Origin of the sequence: Streptomyces sp. NBC_01314 (genome assembly GCF_041435215.1) — a bacterium.
In the GTDB taxonomy this organism is placed as follows: domain Bacteria; phylum Actinomycetota; class Actinomycetes; order Streptomycetales; family Streptomycetaceae; genus Streptomyces.
This window is the reverse complement of sequence record NZ_CP108394.1, coordinates 5,024,200-5,041,010: the sequence shown is the minus strand read 5'-3', so window position 1 is coordinate 5,041,010 and position 16,811 is coordinate 5,024,200. Positions and strand designations below refer to the sequence as shown.

Here is a 16,811-nt window from a genome sequence, read left to right as displayed (position 1 = left end):
TCTGTGTGACCTTGGCGGCTCTGCCCCTGAGCGAAGGAAGAAGGTGGGCGGAACATGGCCGTCACCCAGAGGATCGCCGCCGGCGTCACCCTCGCCGCGACCTGCGCCGCGGCGCTCGCCGGATGCGGGACCGGTGAGCCGACAGGAGCCGTCGGCTCACCTGGCGCGAAGAAAACGGAGGAGGAGGGCCGGCAGGGCGTACCGGCCACGAAAGAAGGCGTTCCGGCACCGCCGAAGGCCGCGGTCCGGCTGATCGGCGACGGCTCCACCGCGTACACCGGTGCGCAGCCGCGCCTGCCCAGACCCGAACGGCTGAAGCCCGGTCAGAAGCCGCCGCAGTTCGTGGTGTTCAGCTGGGACGGCGCGGGGGAGGACGGCCAGCGGCTCTTCTCGCACTTCCGCAAGGTGGCGCGGGCCAACGACGCGACCATGACGTACTTCCTGAGCGGCGTGTACATGCTGCCGGAGGAGAAGCGTGACCTGTACCGTCCGCCCCAGCACTCGCCGGGCCGGTCGGACATCGGCTTCAACGACGTCCGCGGAATCAAGGACACCGTGGACCAGCTGCGCGGCGCGTGGCTGGAGGGCAACGAGATCGGCACGCACTTCAACGGCCACTTCTGCGGTTCCGGCGGCGGGGTCGGCGAGTGGTCGGTCGAGGAGTGGAAGAGCGAGATCGCCCAGGCCAAGTCGTTCGTGAAGGCTTGGAGGACCAACACCGGCACGGGGAAGGCCGAGCCGCTGCCCTTCGACTACGACAAGGAGCTGATCGGCGCCCGCACACCCTGTCTGGAGGGCCAGACGAACTTCATGCGGGCCGCCCGTGACCTCGGCTTCCGCTACGACACCAGCGGAGTCAGAAACCAGGTCTGGCCCGAGAAGAAGGACGGGCTCTGGGACCTGTCGCTGCAGCTCGTCCCCGTCCCGGGGCGCGACTTCGAGACGCTCACCATGGACTACAACTTCTACGTGAACCAGTCCGGGGCCCGGGCGGGGAATGCGGCCAAGCGGGAGCACTGGGGCGACCAGTTCCGTGACGGTCTGCTCGCGGGCTTCGAGCGCGCCTACGAGGGCAACCGTGCGCCCCTGATCATCGGCAACCACTTCGAGTCCTGGAACGGCGGCGTCTACATGCGTGCCGTCGAGGAGACCATCGAGGCGGTCTGCGGCAAGGCCGAGGTGCGCTGCGTCTCCTTCCGGCAGCTCGCCGACTGGCTGGACGCCCAGGACCCGAAGGTCCTGGACAGGCTGCGCACCCTGGGAGTCGGACAGTCCCCGAAGAAGGGCTGGAAGAGCTTCCTGTCCGCCGGAGCGGCACCGGCCCCGAAGGGAGTTCCCGGGGCTCCGGCGGCCAAGCCGAAGGAGTGAGCGGAGCCGCGGCCGGGGCGGCCATGGGGCTCAGACCCCGGCCGGGACTCCCTCGGTGAGCACGAACTCGGGGTCGATCTGCGAGGCCAGGTCGGCCCCGGTCCTCTCGTTGCCCCAACTGGTCGCGTTCTTCAGGTGGAAGTGCGCCATCTGACGGGTGTAGCGCTCCCAGTCGCGCAGCTCGTACGTGGCGTCGGCGGCTTGGTGAAGGGTGCGCAGGGCTTGGCGGTTGGGGTCCTCCAAGCGCTCGAAACGGGGCGGGCGGCCCTTCTCCAGGGCGCGCACCCAGTCCGAATGCCCGAGGGTGACCAGCAGGTCGTCCCCGACCTCGGCGCGGAGGAAGTCGAGGTCGTCCTGACCGTGCACCTTGTTGCCGACGACCTTCAGGGCGACGCCGTAGTCGGCGGCGTACTCCTTGTACTGGCGGTAGACGGAGACTCCCCTCCGGGTCGGCTCGGCGACGAGGAACGTCATGTCGAAGCGGGTGAACATGCCGGACGCGAAGGAGTCCGAACCGGCTGTCATGTCGACCACCACGTACTCGTCGCGGCCGTCCACCAGGTGGTTCAGGAACAGCTCCACCGCTCCCGTCTTGGAGTGGTAGCAGGCGACGCCCAGGTCGGCGTCGGTGAAGGGGCCGGTGACCATCAAACGGACGGCCCCGCCGTCGAGTTCCACCGGGCGGGCGCAGGCGTCGTAGATCGCGTTGGGCTCGCGGATCTGCACCAGGCGTGAACCGTCGCCGGGCGGGCTGGTCTTGATCATCGTCTCGGCGGAGGTGATCCGGGGGTTGGAGCCACGCAGATGGTTCTTGATCAGCGCCAGCCGGTCTCCCATCGCCGGCAGTTCGGCGGCTTCCGACTCGTCGAGGCCGAGGGCGGCGCCCAGGTGCTGATTGATGTCGGCGTCGACGGCGACGACCGGCGCTCCGGAGACGGCGAGGTGGCGGATGAACAGGGAGGACAGTGTGGTCTTGCCACTTCCGCCCTTCCCGACGAAAGCAATTTTCATGTTCACTAACGGTAGTGGGGCGAGTGCCAGGGGTGTTCGTCGGCGGTGGAAGACCACTCATTCGAGGGGTCGGTGACCGGTGCGCGTAGGGTCGTACTCATGAGTACGTCAGGTGCGGCCGCCGATCCGCTCGCGGCCCTGGGAGAGCTTCCCGGTGTGGCCGAGTCCGTGGAGTCCGTGCGCAAGGCCGTGGACCGGGTCTACGGCCACCGCGTCATGCGGCGCCGCAGCAACGCGGTCACCTCCGAGGCCGCCCTGCGTGGTGCCCGCGGCTCGGCGGCACTGTCCGGCGCCGACTGGGCCCTCGAAGAGGTGCGCCGTCGTACGGACTTCAGCGGCCAGGACGGCGACGACGAGGCCCGCGCCATGGGTGCCGCGTTGCGGCTGACCGCCGAGGCGGGCCAGTTGCTGTCCATCTGGCGGCAGTCGCCCCTGCGGGTGCTGGCCCGGCTGCACCTGGTGGCGGCCGGCCGTGACGACGCGCGCGTGGGGCGGCCCCGACAGGAGGGGGAGTCCGTCGACGAACCCCTCGTCGAGCTGCCTGTGCCAGGCGCCGCCGAGGTGGGCGGCCGTCTCGACGGACTCTCCGAGCTGATCATCAAGGGCGGTTCGGCCCCCGCTCTGGTGACCGCCGCAGTCGTCCACGGCGAGCTGCTCGCCCTACGGCCCTTCGGCTTCGACAACGGCCTCGTCGCGCGCGCTGCCGAGCGGATTGTCCTGATCGGCAGCGGCCTCGACCCGAAGTCGGTCTGCCCGGCGGAGGTCGGTCACGCGGAACTGGGCCGTGCCGCCTATCTGGCCGCCCTCGACGGCTATGTCTCCGGTACCCCGGAGGGCATGGCCGCCTGGATCGCCCACTGCGGCAGGGCCGTCGAACTGGGCGCGCGCGAGTCGACGGCGGTGTGCGAGGCGCTGCAGCGCGGAGCGGCGTAGAAACCCGGGAAGCCGGGTGGCGGAAAACCCCTGGAAAAGGGTTGCGGCGGTACGAGAATTCGTACCGCCGCTGGCATGTTCACCCGGTTACCAAGCGTCCTCGATATATGCCCATCAGGTCGGGAACTGCGGCCCGTAACCTGGTGCGGCTGGCCCGTAATCGACGGGTCGACGTCGCGTGGGTGCCCGGTGTTCATGCTGGGTCCGTGGGGCCAAAATGAGTTTTAAAGGTGATCCTCTCGGATGTCCTTTGGTCTCGCGGGCCTTGAATCCTTTCTACTCCAGGATGGAGGCAAGCGGAACCCCTTGATGTGCTTCTTTACTTTTAGGTTCAAAGAGGGTGAATCGGCTACCGGTGTGCCGACCGCAGGTCAGGCGGTCGCCACCCGGCGTCGGCTCGCGTACCAGACGAGCCCCGCGGTGGCCGCCGCGGCGCCTATGGCGGCAGCCGCGAGAAGGGCGGGGCGCGGCCGCACGGCCAGGCGCTGCTTGAGGCGCACGGGACGGTGGAAGTCGAGAATGGGCCACCCGCGCGCGAGGGCCTCCTTGCGCAGAGTCCGGTCCGGGTTCACCGCGTGGGGGTGCCCCACGGCCTCCAGCATCGGCAGATCGGTCGCCGAGTCGCTGTACGCGTAGCAGTGCGCGAGGTCGTACTCCTCGGACTCGGCCAGCTCCCGGATCGCCTCGGCCTTGGTCGGGCCGTAGGCGTAGTACTCCACCTCGCCGGTGAAGCAGCCGTCGTCGCCGACGACCATCCGGGTCGCCACCACCCGGTCCGCGCCGAGGAGTTCGCCGATCGGCTCGACCACCTCGGCGCCGGAGGTGGAGACGATGACGACGTCCCGCCCCGCGATGTGGTGCTCCTCGATGAGGGAGGCGGCCTCGTCGTAGATGATCGGGTCGATCAGGTCGTGCAGGGTCTCGGCGACGATGTCCTTCACCTGTTGGACGTTCCAGCCCCGGCACAGCGCGGACAGATACTTCCGCATCCGCTCCATCTGGTCGTGGTCGGCGCCGCCCGCGAGGAACACGAACTGGGTGTACGCCGTCCGCAGGGCGGCTCTGCGGTTGATCAGGCCACCTTGGTAGAACGACTTGCTGAACGTGAGCGTGCTCGACTTCGCAATGACCGTCTTGTCCAGGTCAAAGAAGGCCGCTGTGCGGGGCAGGGAGTGGTTTTCCACGAGGCCGAGCATATGCGCCCGCCATTCGGGCTAGTGTCGGGTGCGTGGGTTTGCCTGAGAGGCCTCTCGGGTACACCATGGAAGTCACGGATCGTTCGCGACCGTGCCAACGCGGTCCGGCTCCTCCCCCCCCGAGTCGGCCGTGAAGACGACCCCCACTCTCCCCCCCGGTGGGGGTCGTCGCATGTCCGGGTGCGTTTTCCCCTCTTCTTCCCAGCCCGCGAGGCGCCTCCGTGCTCTCGTGGGCTTTCCTCTGCCTCGACACAGGATCCGTCACCGTCCGTAGCCGTGGGGATGCGCTGCGGAAGTCGCGCAGGGGTCGCCTGTTCGGGTGACGGCGATATCCACAAGGGCCGAGCTGTCCACAGTTTTCGACCAAGATCCACACGATTTCCGGGATCGCTGCACCGTGATTCCAGCGCGTTCCGACGGCGGCGAGTTCATGGCCGGTTCCGTTTCCAGGATGCGTAGGGCCGGATTCCGTCGGCCGCCCCTATGGGCGGCCGATCGCCGGTCCTCACACAGGACTTGAACACGAGCGCCCGGAACACGGGGCGCCCGTGTCAACGCAGCGAAGGGGGCTGGAGATCGTGGCGGGAGCCATCACCAACGACCGGCCGTCCGCCGCCGAGGGGCGGCAGGGCAGGCCGTTGATCGTCACCGAGGACGTGGAACTGCTGGACGACCTGCTGCGCCTGTGCGCGGCGGCGGGTGCCCGGCCGGAGGTCCACCACGGAGTGCCGGAGGGCCGGGGCCGGTGGGAGACGGCGCCGCTCGTGCTCGTCGGGGACGACGCGGCGCGGCGGCTGCGTGGGGCCGCACGCAGACGAGGAGTGGTGCTCGTCGGCAAGGACCAGGACGACTCCGGGGTCTGGCAGCGGGCCGTGGAGATCGGCGCCGACCACGTCCTGATGCTGCCGGACGGCGAGCAGTGGCTCGTCGACCGCATCGCCGACGTGGCGGAAGGGGTCGGCAGGCCCGCGCTCACCGTCGGCGTGATCGGCGGCCGAGGCGGCGCCGGCGCGTCCACACTGGCATGCGCTCTCGCCGTCACCTCCGCGCGGCAGGGCACGCGCACACTCCTCGTGGACGCCGATCCGCTGGGCGGCGGCCTGGACGTGCTCCTCGGCGGCGAGAGCGCCGACGGACTGCGCTGGCCGGCCTTCGCCGCCTCGCGCGGCAGGGTCGGCGGCGGCGCCCTGGAGGAGTCGCTGCCCGAACTGCACTCCCTGCGCGTCCTCAGCTGGGACCGCGGCGACGCCGTCACCGTCCCTCCCCAGGCAGTACGCGCGGTGCTCGCCGCGGGCCGGCGCCGCGGCGGCTCGGTCGTCGTCGACCTGCCGCGCCGCATCGACGAAGGCGTCGCCGAGGCGCTCGCCCAGCTCGACGTCGGCCTCCTGGTCGTCCCCGCCGAGCTGCGTGCCGTCGCCGCCGCCTCCCGCGTCGCCTCCTCCTTCGGCATGGTTCTCCGCGATCTCCGCGTCGCGGTCCGCGGGCCGTACGCCCCGGGGCTCGACGACCACGAGGTGGCCCGCCTGCTGGGGCTTCCGCTCGCGGGCGAGGTACCCACCGAGGCTGGGCTGCCGGACGGCGGCAAACCACCGGGAGGCATCTCCCGCGGACCACTCGCGCGGTTCTGCGAAGGCTTCTGGGAGCGGGTCGCGGTCAGGGGTGAGGCGGCGTGAAGCAGGTGCCCGAGGGCGGTCCGGGGCTGTCTGACGACGGGCTGCCGGGCGGCGGAGAACCACGGCTGGCCGGAGCCTGCCGACGGGTTCCGAGCGGGGGCGAGGCCGTATGACCGGAATGCCTGACGACGGACTGTTGGACGGGGTACGGCAGTGGCTCGTCGAGAGCGGTGCCGAGCCGACGCCCGCGCGGGTGGCGCAGGCGCTGCGGGAGCGGGGGCGGGTGCTCGGGGACGCCGAGGTGCTCGGGGCGGCTGAGCGGTTGCGGTCGGAGCTGGTGGGGAGCGGGCCGTTGGAGCCGTTGCTCGCCGACCCGTCGGTCACCGACGTGCTGGTGTCGGCACCGGACCGGGTGTGGGTGGACCGGGGCGGCGGACTGGAGCTGACCGGGATCTCCTTCCCGGACGCGGCCGGTGTACGACGGCTCGCACAGCGCCTGGCGGCCGTCGCCGGACGCCGACTGGACGACGCCCGACCGTGGGTGGACGCGCGGCTCCCGGACGGCACCCGGCTCCACGCGGTGCTCCCACCGGTGGCCGTCGGCTGCACCTGCCTGTCCCTGCGGGTCGTACGGCCCCGGGCCTTCACACTCGCCGAACTGGCGACGGCGGGCACGGTGCCGCCCGGAGGCGACCACGTCCTGCGGGCGCTGATCCGCTCCCGGTTGTCGTACGTCATCAGCGGCGGCACCGGCACCGGGAAGACCACGCTCCTGAGCGCGCTGCTCGGCCTGGTCGACCCGGGTGAGCGGATCGTGCTGGCCGAGGACTCGGCGGAGCTGCGACCCGACCATCCGCATGTGGTGCGGCTGGAGGGCAGACCGGCCAACCAGGAAGGCGTGGGCCTCGTCGAACTGCAGGACCTGGTGCGCCAGGCGCTGCGAATGCGCCCGGACCGGCTGGTGGTCGGCGAGGTACGAGGGCCCGAGGTCGTGTCCCTGCTGGCCGCTCTGAACACTGGCCACGAGGGCGGCTGCGGCACGCTCCACGCCAACGCCGCGGCGCAGGTACCGGCCCGTCTGGAGGCCCTCGGTACGGCCGCCGGCCTCGACCGGGCCGCGCTGCACAGCCAGTTGGCGGCCGCGCTGTCGGTGGTCCTGCATCTCGTACGGGACCCGGACGGGCGACGGCGGATCGCCGAAGTTCATGTGCTGGAGCGGGACGCGTCCGGGTGGGTGGTGACCGTCCCGGCGCTCCGCTGGGGCGAGGAGGCGTTCGTGTACGAGCTGGGCTGGGAGCGGCTGCGGGGGCTGCTTCGGGGCGGGCCGCGCGGCGGAGGCGACGGGGGCTCGGACGGGTTTCCGCAAGGGCGGAACGGGCTGGACAGGCGGGAAGGGAGTGGGCGGCAGTGACAGGGGTCGGGGAGATGCCGGTCGGGGTGGTGGCCGTGGCGTGTGCCGGGGCGGCGGCCTGGATGGCGGGTGATGGGCGCGTCGCCGGGATTCGGCGGGCGCGGTTGTTGCTGGCGGGAGGCGGGGCCACGGGGCCGTCGGCCTGGGCGCGGGTGATCGGCCGGGTGCGGCGGCTGGGGGCCGAGTGGTGGGCGCCGGTGGCCGGATTGGTGATCGCGGTGCTGGGGGCCTCGGTACTGCCGGTTCTCGCGGGGGCGGCGGCGGTGCCGTTACTGAGGCGGGTGCGGCGGGCGGCGGAGGAACGCCGGGCCGGGGAACGGCGGGGCGATGCGGTGGTCGCGCTGTGCTCGGCGGTCGCCGGGGAGGTGCGGGCCGGGCGGCAGCCGGGTGAGGCGTTGTCGCGGGCAGCGCGGGACTCCGGAGGACTCGGGGAGGCCGGGGCCGTGGTGCTGGCGGCGGCGAGGTTCGGTGGGGACGTACCGGGCGCCCTGGCGGACGCGGCACGGCAGCCGGGCGCCCACGGGCTGCTGGGGCTCGCCGCGTGCTGGCGGGTGGCCGTCGACCGGGGCGCGGGCCTCGCCGCCGGGCTCGACAGGCTGGAGGGCGCTCTGCGCGCCGAGCGGGACCAGCGGGCCGACCTGCGGGCCCAGTTGGCCGGCGCCCGGTCGACGGCGGTGATGCTAGCCGGGCTCCCGGTCCTGGGCCTCCTGCTGGGCACCGCGCTCGGCGCCGATCCCCTGCGCGTGGTGCTGCACAGCACGGCCGGGCTGGGCTGTCTGCTCGTCGGCGCGGTGCTGGAGGGCGCGGGGCTGTGGTGGGCGCTGCGGATCGTACGGGGAGCTGAGGCGGCGTGAGCGGCGAGGTTGTCCACAGGCTGGGGGTGGTCGTCTGCGTGTTCGTGGGACTGTGGTGGCTGGCCCGGTCGCTCGACACCGCGCGGCATGAACGAAGGCTGCGCGCCCGGCTGGCCGCGGTGCTGGCCCTCGCGGCAGAGCCGCCCCGGCGGAGCCTCGTGCCCCGGGGTGCCGTCCGCCGATGGCTGCCGGTCGCCGGGGCGGTCTGCGCCGCGTGGGTGCTCGTCGGCGGCCTCCTGGGGCTGCTGCTGGGGCCGGCTGCCGGAGTCGGGGCCTGGCTGTGGCTGCGAAGGGTGCGACGCGCGGGCGGTGACCCGACGGCGGCGTACGACGCCGCGGAAGCCTCTCGCCAACTGCCTCTCGCCGCCGACCTGCTGGCCGCCTGCATCACGGCCGGGGCGAGCCCCGTGGTGGCCGCGCAGGCCGTGGGCGAGGCCCTGGGCGGGCCGGTGGGCGGGCGGTTGGCCAGAGGTGCGGCAGAGGCACGGCTCGGAGGAGAACCGGCTGAGGCGTGGCGTGCGTTGGCGGCCCTTCCTGGCGCCGGAGCTCTGGCGAGGCTTCTGGAACGCGCCGACGAGTCCGGCGTACCGGCCGCCTCTCCTGTCGCCCGGCTCGCCGCCGAGGCCCGCGCGGAGTGGGGTCGTTCGGCGACGGAGCGGGCCCGCCGGGCCGCCGTGATGGTCACCGTACCGGTGGGGCTGTGCTTCCTGCCCGCGTTCATCGCGGTGGGCGTGCTGCCGGTGGTGATCGGGCTCGCGGACGGGTTGTTGGGAGGGGGTGGGGGATGACGGGGCGGACTTGAGCGGGCGGTGGACGGTGCCGACCGGCAAAGACCAGAAGTGGCCGACGACGATCAGCGGAGGCCGCTGATCAGCGGTGACGGCGATCAGTAGTCGGCCGTAGTCGGTAGTCGATGGAACAGAGCCTCACGGGGGTTGAGATGTACAAGGCAGTGAAGGCAGTACGGGAAGTGGTGCGGGTTCGGGTCGTGTGTGCCGTGATGTGCCGGGTGCGGGCGGCGCGGAGGGATGCGGGGATGGTCACCTCCGAGTATGCGGTGGGGATCATCGCGGCGGTGGCCTTCGCCGCGGTGCTCTACAAAGTGGTGACCAGCGGGCAGGTCCAGGCGGAGCTGCAGCAGATCGTCGGGCGGGCCCTCAATGGCGGGGCGTGAACCACGGGGGCCGTGGCGGCTTCGCGGGGTGTTGGGCGGTGACGAAGGGTTCGTGACGGCCGAGGCGGCCATGGTCCTGCCCATGATGTTGCTGTTCGCGACGGCGCTCGTGTGGGCCCTGTTCGTTGCCTGCGCGCAGATCCAGGTCGTGGACGCCGCTCGGGCCGGTGCCCGGGCGGCAGCCCGGCAGGACCCGTCGGGTGCCGTCGTGGCGGCGGCCCGGAGGACGGCGCCGGGAGGGGCGAAGGTGAGCGTCGGTCGGGAAGGCGACTTCGTGCGCGTCGTGGTCTCGGCCCCGGCGCCGGGGCCGGAGGGACTCGGCCTCGATGTGAGCCATGCGGCCGTGGCGCTGGCGGAGGAGACGGTGGGGGCGGCCACGACGGAGGGGGTGGGGATCGGGTGAGCGCGTCCTTGTGGTCCGGCCGACGGCCAGGAGTCGCCCGGTCGGTCCGGTTGGCCTGGTCGGTCCGGTTGGTCCGGTTGGCCCGGTCCGCCCGGTCGATCCGCTCCGACCGAGGCTCCGCGACCGTCTGGGCCGTCGGTGTGATCGTCGCGCTGTGTGCCGTGTTCGGTGCTGTGCTCGCCCTGGGGCAGGCCGTTGTGATCCGGCATCAGGCTGCCGCGACGGCCGACCTCGCGGCCCTCGCCGCCGCCGACCACTGGATGAAGGGTGCTGAGGGGGCCTGCGCGACGGCGGCACGGGTGGCGAGGGCTCAGGGCGGCAGACTCGTGCGCTGCGAGGTCGAGGGAGAGATCTCGGACGTCACGGCGGCGTCGGGCACGGGTCCGCTCACCGCGGAGGTCAGGGCGCGGGCGGGTCCGTCGGGTCCAACCGGGTCCGCCGGGTCCGCCTAGGCCCGGCAGGTCCCTCCGCAGCGGGCCGGAGGGACCGCTGGAGCGCCTCGTAGGAGTGGCCCGGAGGAATGCCGCCCAAGGGGCGCGGGGAACCGCGTGATCAGCCGCGTACGACCGTCGTGCGCCAGATCCCGGTCGGCTCCGAGTCCTGAGGCGCTCAGGCCGGCGGCGGAGCGTCGGGCGCTGCCCTGAGCAGTTCGGTCAGCAGCCGTACGGCGCCTCGTTTGTGCAACGGGTCGTTGCCGTTGCCGCACTTGGGGGACTGGATGCAGGACGGGCAGCCGGCGTCGCACTCGCAGGAGGCGATGGCCTGGCGGGTGGCGGTGAGCCAGGCGCGCGCGGTGTGGAAGGCGCGCTCGGCGAAGCCCGCGCCGCCGGGGTGGCCGTCGTAGACGAAGACGGTCGGGAGCAGTGTGTCCGGGTGGAGCGGGACCGAGACGCCGCCGATGTCCCAGCGGTCGCAGGTCGCGAAGAGGGGCAGCATGCCGATCGAGGCGTGTTCGGCGGCGTGCAGGGCGCCGCCGAGGATCTCGGGGTTGATCCGGGCCGCGTCCAGCTGGTCCTCGGTGACGGTCCACCAGACGGCGCGGGTGCGCAGCGTACGAGGAGGGAGGTCGAGTTTGGTCTCGCCGAGCACCTCGCCGGTGATGAGGCGGCGACGGAGGAAGGAGACGACCTGGTTGGTGACTTCGACGGAGCCGTAGCACAACCGGCCGACGCCCCAGGGGACTTCGGTGTCGGTCTCCAGGACGGAGATGGCGGTGGTGTCGCGGGCGACCGTCGAATAGGGCGGGTCGGCCTGTTCGACGAGGGCGACGGAGTCCTCCAGGTCCAGTTCGCGCACCAGGTACGTACGGCCCTGGTGCAGGTGGACCGCGCCCTCGTGGACGGAGGTGTGGGCGGCGCCCGCGTCGACCGTGCCGAGGAGTCGGCCCGTGCCGGTCTCGACGACCTGGACGGGGCGGCCGCCCTGGCCCCGGATGTCGGTCAGGTCGGCGGCCCGTTCGCGGCGCGTCCAGTGCCAGGCCTTGGCCCGGCGGCGGAGCAGTTTCGCGGCCTCCAGCTGCGGCAGCAGTTCCTCGCAGGCCGGCCCGAACAGGTCGAGGTCCTCGTCCGTCAGGGGCAGTTCCGCGGCGGCGGCGCAGAGGTGGGGGGCGAGGACGTACGGGTTGTCGGGGTCGAGGACGGTCGATTCCACCGGTTGGCCGAACAGGGCCTCCGGGTGGTGGACCAGGAAGGTGTCCAGCGGGTCGTCGCGGGCGACGAGGACGGCGAGGGCGCCCTGGCCGGCGCGTCCGGCGCGGCCGGCCTGCTGCCACAGGGAGGCGCGGGTGCCCGGGTAGCCGGCGATGAGGACGGCGTCCAGACCGGAGATGTCGATGCCGAGTTCGAGGGCGGTGGTGGCGGCGAGGCCGAGAAGTTCCCCGGAGTGCAGGGCACGTTCGAGGGCGCGGCGTTCCTCGGGAAGGTAGCCGCCGCGGTAGGCGGCGACGCGCCGGACGAGAGAGCGGTCGATCTCGGAGAGGCGTTCCTGCGCGATCACCGAGATCAGTTCGGCGCCGCGCCGGGAGCGTACGAAGGCGACGGAGCGGACGCCCTGGACGGTCAGGTCGGTGAGGAGGTCGGCGGTCTCGGCGGTGGCGGTGCGGCGGACGGGGGCGCCCTTCTCGCCGTGGAGTTCGGTGAGCGGGGGCTCCCAGAGGGCGAAAACCAGTTCCCCACGGGGTGAGGCGTCGTCCGCGACCTCGGTGACCGGGAGGCCGGTGAGGCGGCGGGCGGCGACCGAGGGCTCGGCGGCGGTGGCGGAGGCCAGCAGGAAGACGGGCTCGGCGCCGTAGCGGGCGCAGAGGCGGCGCAGGCGGCGCAGCACGTGGGCGACGTGGGAGCCGAAGACGCCGCGGTAGGTGTGGCACTCGTCGATGACGACGTACTTGAGGGCGCGCAGGAAGGAGGACCAGCGGGGGTGGGAGGGGAGTATCCCGCGGTGCAGCATGTCGGGGTTGGTGAGGACGTAGTTGGCGTACTGGCGCACCCACTCGCGTTCCTCGACCGGGGTGTCGCCGTCGTACACGGCCGGACGTACGGCGTTTCCGAGAGGTTGTGAAAGTTCTTTCACGGATCGCAGCTGGTCCGCCGCGAGGGCTTTGGTGGGGGCGAGGTAGAGCGCGGTCGCCCCACGGCCGTTGGGGGCCTCGGAGCCGTCCAGGAGGCGTGAGAGGACCGGGACGAGATAGGCCAGCGACTTGCCGGAGGCGGTTCCGGTGGCGACGACGACCGAGTCGCCGTCCAGCGCGTGCTCGGCGACGCGTGCCTGGTGGGCCCAGGGATGTTCGATTCCCGCGGCCTGCACGGCGGCGATGACTTCCGACCGGATCCGGTCGGGCCAGACGGCATGGCGGCCCGCACGCGGGGGCACATGCTCCGTATGAGTGATGCGCGAAGCCCGGCTCGGCCCCGAGGCAAGCCGGTCCAGGACCGTGCTCGGCGAGGGGCTGGAGGCGGGGTCCGTCGGGGATCGATCGGATCGGTGATTCTTGGCCATCGGCATCGAGTGTGTCACCGGCGTGACGGACAATGGAGCCAAGGCGTCGTGCACGCCTGCCGGTAAGTGATTGAATGCCATCGCGGCTGGCGAACCGTCCCGGGGGCTTTCAAGCCGAGGTGTCCCGAGGGGCGAACGCTCGATAGCAAGGTGCTGGAGGATCCGTGGACCTGTCCCTGTCGACCCGTACTGTCGGCGATCGTACGGTCGTCGAGGTCGGTGGCGAAATCGACGTTTATACCGCGCCCAAGCTGCGTGAGCAGCTGGTCGAGCTGGTCAACGACGGGAGTTTTCACCTCGTCGTCGACATGGAGGGCGTCGACTTCCTCGACTCCACCGGGCTCGGCGTGCTGGTGGGCGGCCTGAAGCGCGTACGGGCCCATGAGGGCTCGCTGCGCCTGGTGTGCAACCAGGAGCGGATTTTGAAGATCTTCCGCATCACCGGTCTGACCAAGGTGTTCCCGATTCACACCTCGGTCGACGAAGCGGTGGCGGCCACCGACTGATCACGCTCGCCCGGGCCCCGCGTCCGGAACGGCACGAGACAAGTGAGGGGGTCCGGGCCCATGGGCCCGGCCCTCCGACAGCACGCCCGTAGTTCTGAGGGGGATGCATGGCCACCGTTGAACTCCGCTTCAGCGCGCTGCCCGAGCACGTCCGGACCGCCCGACTCGTGGCGGCAGCGGTGGCGCGCAGGGCCGGAGTGGACGAGGCCGTCCTCGACGAGGTCAGGTTGGCCGTCGGCGAGGCGTGCACCCGTGCCGTCGGACTGCATCAGAGCGGCGGTATCTCGGCGCCTGTGCAGGTGTCGCTGATCGAGGAGGAGAAGCAGTTCTCCATCGAGGTCGGCGACGAGGCGCCGCACGCCGTGCCCGGTGACTCGGGCGCCGGCGTCGACGCGGACGACATCGAGGAGGACGACATGGGCCTCGCGGTGATCAGCGGTCTCGTCGACGACGTCGAGGTCTCTGCCGGGGAGAACGGCGGGCTGATCCGCATGACCTGGCCGACGACGCCGTCGATCGCCGCGCTGCCCTGATCGACCCGATCGCCCGATCGACCCGATCTTCTCAACTTCAAGTAGTACCGCGAAGGGCCCTGCTGAGCAGGGCCCTTCGCTTTTATTCGGCATTTATTCCGATCGCCGTTCATAGGAACACCGGAATTCGTGAAGGAATTCACGATCAATCACGCGATTATTTGATCAAGCGTCAATGCCTTTGAGGCGTTACTTCTTTCGAGTAACGTGGTCGTGCGCGGATCTTTTGCTGGACAGCATGTGAAGGCCAATTCCGCTTGCCGTGCACTGTTTTGATCAGGTTCTGCTCCCTAGAATCCGTCCACATCTTGAGCTCAGCCCAAGCGTCAAGGAGGACGAATGGCGGGGCTTTCTACCCCTCAAAGGTTTGACCAGACCACGGACTTCGCAGCCGCGGTACTGACCGACGACAACCGGATCATCGTCATGGTGATCGGCGTTGTGGCACTGGCGGCGCTCGCCGTCGCCGGGGTCCTGGTGCGCCAGGTCCTCGCGGCGGGCGAGGGCACCGACAGCATGAAGGAGATCGCGACGGCGATCCAGGAAGGCGCGAACGCCTATCTGGCACGGCAGTTGCGCACGCTAGGCGTATTCGCCGTCGTCGTGTTCTTCCTGCTCTTGCTGCTGCCCGCGGACGACTGGAATCAGCGCGCCGGACGGTCGGTGTTCTTCTTGATCGGCGCGGCGTTCTCGGCGGCCACCGGCTATATCGGTATGTGGCTCGCCGTGCGCAGCAATGTGCGCGTCGCCGCGGCGGCCCGGGAAGCGACACCGGCGGAAGGCGAGCCGGAAAAAGATCTCACCGCCGTCTCGCACAAGGCGATGAAGATCGCATTTCGCACGGGCGGCGTCGTCGGGATGTTCACGGTGGGGCTCGGCCTTCTCGGCGCGTCCTGCGTGGTCCTCGTCTACGCGGCCGACGCGCCGAAGGTGCTGGAGGGCTTCGGCCTAGGGGCCGCGCTCATCGCCATGTTCATGCGGGTCGGCGGCGGCATCTTCACCAAGGCCGCCGACGTCGGCGCCGACCTGGTCGGCAAGGTCGAGCAGGGCATTCCGGAGGACGACCCGCGTAATGCCGCGACCATCGCCGACAACGTGGGCGACAACGTCGGCGACTGTGCGGGCATGGCGGCCGACCTCTTCGAGTCGTACGCCGTGACGCTGGTCGCCGCGCTGATCCTCGGCAAGGCGGCGTTCGGCGACTCCGGGCTCGCGTTCCCGCTGATCGTGCCCGCGATCGGCGTGCTCACCGCGATGATCGGTATCTTCGCGGTGGCACCCCGCCGCACCGACCGCAGCGGAATGTCCGCCATCAACCGCGGCTTCTTCATCTCCGCGGTGATCTCGCTGGTGCTCGTCGCCATCGCCGTCTACGCCTACCTGCCGTCGTCGTACGCCGACCTCGAAGGCGTCACGGACACGGCGATCGCGGGCCACGACGGCGACCCACGGGTCCTCGCCGTCCTCGCGGTGGCCATCGGCATCGTGCTGGCCGCGCTGATCCAGCAGCTGACCGGCTACTTCACCGAGACCACCCGGCGTCCCGTGAGGGACATCGGCAAGAGTTCACTGACCGGCGCGGCCACCGTCGTCCTCGCCGGTATCTCCATCGGTCTCGAATCGGCCGTCTACACCGCCCTGCTGATCGGCCTCGGCGTGTACGGGGCGTTCCTGCTCGGCGGTACGTCGATCATGCTCGCGCTGTTCGCGGTGGCGCTGGCCGGCACCGGTCTGCTCACCACGGTCGGCGTCATCGTCGCCATGGACACGTTCGGGCCGGTCTCCGACAACGCGCAGGGCATCGCCGAGATGTCCGGCGACGTCGAGGGCGCGGGCGCTCAGGTGCTCACCGACCTGGACGCCGTCGGGAACACAACCAAGGCCATCACCAAGGGCATCGCCATCGCCACGGCCGTACTCGCGGCCGCCGCGCTCTTCGGCTCGTACCGCGACGCGATCCTCACGGCCGCGAACGACGTCGGCGAGAAGGTCTCCGGCGAAGGCGCGCCCATGAACCTGATGATGGACATCTCGCAGCCCAACAACCTCGTCGGGCTCATCGCGGGCGCCGCGGTCGTCTTCCTCTTCTCGGGGCTGGCGATCAACGCGGTCTCGCGGTCGGCGGGCGCGGTGGTCTACGAGGTGCGGCGGCAGTTCCGCGAGCACCCCGGGATCATGGACTACAGCGAGAAGCCCGAGTACGGCCGGGTCGTCGACATCTGCACCAAGGACGCCCTGCGGGAGCTGGCCACGCCCGGTCTGCTCGCCGTCATGGCGCCGATCGCGATCGGGTTCACACTCGGGGTCGGAGCGCTCGGCGCGTATCTCGCCGGGGCGATCGGTACCGGGACGCTGATGGCGGTGTTCCTCGCCAACTCCGGTGGCGCGTGGGACAACGCCAAGAAACTCGTCGAGGACGGCCATCACGGCGGCAAGGGCAGCGAGGCCCATGCCGCGACCGTCATCGGCGACACCGTGGGCGACCCGTTCAAGGACACGGCGGGACCGGCCATCAACCCGCTGCTGAAGGTGATGAACCTCGTCGCGCTGCTCATCGCGCCCGCGGTCGTCCAGTTCAGCTACGGCGAGGACAAGAGCGTCGGGCTGCGCGTCGCCATCGCGGTGGCCTCGATCGCCGTGATCGTCGGGGCTGTGTACGTGTCCAAGCGGCGCGGGATCGCCGTGGGTGACGAAGACAACTCCGAACGAGTGGCCAAGTCGGCGGATCCAGCGGTGGTTTCGTAGGCGGTCTTACGAACGGGCCTGCGAGGGCCCCAGTTCAAGAGGCGGGCGGACAGCGCGTGTTGACGCGTCG

General features: G+C 71.2%; 15 protein-coding genes. 12 read left to right on the top strand and 3 right to left on the bottom strand.

Annotated elements, in window-relative coordinates; all coding sequences use genetic code 11:
* Positions 1–54: 54 nt before the first annotated feature.
* A complete protein-coding gene (locus OG622_RS22005) occupies positions 55–1,368 on the top strand; it encodes a hypothetical protein (protein ID WP_371578339.1) in 1,314 nt (437 codons plus the stop codon).
* 30 nt (positions 1,369–1,398) lie between these two features.
* Here OG622_RS22005 and OG622_RS22000 read toward each other — a convergent pair whose 3' ends face one another.
* Positions 1,399–2,379, bottom strand: a complete 981-nt coding sequence (locus OG622_RS22000) for an ATP-binding protein (protein ID WP_371578338.1) — start codon at positions 2,377–2,379, stop codon at positions 1,399–1,401.
* Between the two features lie 99 nt (positions 2,380–2,478).
* Between OG622_RS22000 and OG622_RS21995 the strand changes: the two genes are divergently transcribed.
* Positions 2,479–3,312, top strand: coding sequence for an oxidoreductase (locus OG622_RS21995; protein WP_371578337.1), 834 nt, complete (start codon positions 2,479–2,481; stop codon positions 3,310–3,312).
* 371 nt (positions 3,313–3,683) lie between these two features.
* On the opposite strand, the gene OG622_RS21990 is transcribed toward OG622_RS21995, so the two are convergent.
* Positions 3,684–4,508: an HAD family phosphatase gene (locus OG622_RS21990; RefSeq protein ID WP_086753873.1), complete on the bottom strand. Its 825-nt coding sequence runs from the start codon at positions 4,506–4,508 to the stop codon at positions 3,684–3,686.
* 578 nt (positions 4,509–5,086) lie between these two features.
* On the opposite strand from OG622_RS21990, the gene ssd reads away from it, so the two are divergent.
* From ssd to OG622_RS21955, 7 genes are all read left to right on the top strand, one after another.
* Entirely contained in the window at positions 5,087–6,181 is a 1,095-nt protein-coding gene (gene ssd, locus OG622_RS21985; RefSeq protein WP_371584174.1) for a septum site-determining protein Ssd, read from the top strand.
* A gap of 109 nt (positions 6,182–6,290) precedes the next feature.
* Positions 6,291–7,532, top strand: a complete 1,242-nt coding sequence (locus OG622_RS21980; RefSeq protein WP_371578336.1) for a TadA family conjugal transfer-associated ATPase — start codon at positions 6,291–6,293, stop codon at positions 7,530–7,532.
* 14 nt (positions 7,533–7,546) lie between these two features.
* Positions 7,547–8,386 (top strand): type II secretion system F family protein, encoded by an 840-nt coding sequence (locus OG622_RS21975; protein ID WP_371584173.1) that lies wholly within the window; start codon positions 7,547–7,549, stop codon positions 8,384–8,386.
* Positions 8,383–9,174, top strand: coding sequence for a type II secretion system F family protein (locus tag OG622_RS21970; protein ID WP_371578335.1), 792 nt, complete (start codon positions 8,383–8,385; stop codon positions 9,172–9,174). Before OG622_RS21975 ends, OG622_RS21970 begins: the two co-directional genes overlap by 4 nt.
* Before the next feature lie 152 nt (positions 9,175–9,326).
* The gene (locus OG622_RS21965; RefSeq protein WP_371584172.1) at positions 9,327–9,560 is read left to right on the top strand and encodes a DUF4244 domain-containing protein; all 234 of its coding nucleotides are present in this window, start codon (positions 9,327–9,329) and stop codon (positions 9,558–9,560) included.
* On the top strand, positions 9,547–9,963 hold the full coding sequence (locus OG622_RS21960) for a TadE family type IV pilus minor pilin (protein ID WP_371578334.1): 417 nt from the start codon (positions 9,547–9,549) through the stop codon (positions 9,961–9,963). Before OG622_RS21965 ends, OG622_RS21960 begins: the two co-directional genes overlap by 14 nt.
* Entirely contained in the window at positions 9,960–10,415 is a 456-nt protein-coding gene (locus tag OG622_RS21955) for an Rv3654c family TadE-like protein (protein WP_371578333.1), read from the top strand. The genes OG622_RS21960 and OG622_RS21955 overlap by 4 nt, the downstream gene beginning before the upstream one ends.
* A gap of 157 nt (positions 10,416–10,572) precedes the next feature.
* Here the strand turns inward: OG622_RS21955 and OG622_RS21950 are convergent, their stop codons facing one another.
* Positions 10,573–13,038: a DEAD/DEAH box helicase gene (locus tag OG622_RS21950; protein ID WP_371578332.1), complete on the bottom strand. Its 2,466-nt coding sequence runs from the start codon at positions 13,036–13,038 to the stop codon at positions 10,573–10,575.
* Between the two features lie 83 nt (positions 13,039–13,121).
* Between OG622_RS21950 and bldG the strand changes: the two genes are divergently transcribed.
* The 3 genes from bldG (at position 13,122) to OG622_RS21935 (ending at position 16,741) form a co-directional block, all read left to right on the top strand.
* Positions 13,122–13,463: an anti-sigma factor antagonist BldG gene (gene bldG / locus OG622_RS21945; protein ID WP_005475923.1), complete on the top strand. Its 342-nt coding sequence runs from the start codon at positions 13,122–13,124 to the stop codon at positions 13,461–13,463.
* Between the two features lie 107 nt (positions 13,464–13,570).
* Positions 13,571–13,996, top strand: coding sequence for an ATP-binding protein (locus OG622_RS21940; RefSeq protein ID WP_371578331.1), 426 nt, complete (start codon positions 13,571–13,573; stop codon positions 13,994–13,996).
* A gap of 339 nt (positions 13,997–14,335) precedes the next feature.
* The gene (locus OG622_RS21935; protein ID WP_371578330.1) at positions 14,336–16,741 is read left to right on the top strand and encodes a sodium-translocating pyrophosphatase; all 2,406 of its coding nucleotides are present in this window, start codon (positions 14,336–14,338) and stop codon (positions 16,739–16,741) included.
* The last annotated feature ends 70 nt before the right edge of the window (positions 16,742–16,811 follow it).